This window comes from Bradyrhizobium sp. P3_C3 (assembly GCF_056402655.1).
Map to the genome: position 1 here is coordinate 1 of NZ_JBFUGY010000136.1, position 1,204 is coordinate 1,204.

General features: G+C 58.0%; 1 protein-coding gene. It reads left to right on the forward strand.

The window, feature by feature from the left end; genetic code table 11:
• Positions 1–633 precede the first annotated feature (633 nt).
• Positions 634–1,146 carry a hypothetical protein gene (locus tag AC1DW2_RS43775; RefSeq protein WP_477009209.1) on the forward strand — a complete coding sequence of 171 codons (513 nt, stop codon included), beginning with the start codon at positions 634–636 and terminating at the stop codon, positions 1,144–1,146.
• The last annotated feature ends 58 nt before the right edge of the window (positions 1,147–1,204 follow it).

Sequence of the window (1,204 nt, forward strand, 5' to 3'; positions counted from 1 at the left end):
GGCCAGATCGACACCGCCGAGTTGCTGCTGCACCGCGTGTGGCCAGATCGACACCGCCGAGTTGCTGCTGCAYCGCGTGTACGCCTTTGGAGCGGCCGAGGGACATGCCTCCGGCGAGTCAGTGGGGCAAGACGCTGCGGGCTGGGAACGGGCAGAAATGGCTCTGCTACAGGCGCAGATCGACACCCAGCGCCAAATTATCAAGCTGCTCCGCAACGAATTGTCAGACGTGAGGAAGGAACGGGACGCTTGGCGCAGTCGGGCTCACAGGCTGTGCCGATCGGTTTCGACTGACCTCACAGCCACCCCGCGCCCCGGATCGTTTGCGGCATTGCTCCAGCAACGTCGAATACATTTCCGGCAGCATTGACTCAAACAACTGCCGCAAGGACCGCACCTCGCGCCGATAATAAGGGGGCCCCTGGGTCATTGTACTGGAGGTGCAATGTGAGTCTGACGAGACGGCGGGTCGCACGGCCTAAAGCCAATCCGCATTATGTGCGCTTTGCCGTGCACTTAGTTCCCTGCAATCCGCACTTAGAAGCAAATACATGGCCGTAAAAATAGGCGATGGCAGCGTCAGCGGCGCCATCTGCCTACTAATGCCGGAGAATTTGTTGACGCGCTTTGCAAATGGCATACGTGATTGCGATCCTTCCGGCGTGGCTGTTGGCTGCGGTTGATTGGTGGCAAAGCCGTCTTTTGGCAACGACGATCGCGGGAGCCGCTCTCAGCTGTGCTGCGGCCTTATGCATTGGATTTCCCTTCATCGACCCGTTTGCCGTGATGATGGCAGGGCTGGTTGCAGCACTACCAGCTGAGGTGTTTTTTTGGCTGTCGAATATGAACGAGGTTAGGATGAGCGCCTATCCGGAAAGACAACCAGGCATGTTCCCTGAAACAGCGCGCATGTTTTCGAAAAAAAGTCCGCAACGGGTCAAAACCGGCAATACTCCGATTGAGCAAAGAATTTCTCCTTGGACCCAAAAGCTGACTCTCCTCCTTATGGGTACACGCCCTTCTGTAATGGGCCCGATGATGTCAAGCCTCCCGAGTGAACGCCACGCCGCCGAGCTCATGCTTCTGTTCGTGGTCGACGCCTGGCCGCCACATCATGCTGTCAGAGGGAGCGGTGAGCCTATCTAGATACGCGTGGTTCGTCGGACGACGGCCACTGGGCGTGTAACGGCTTCACCGCATCCAC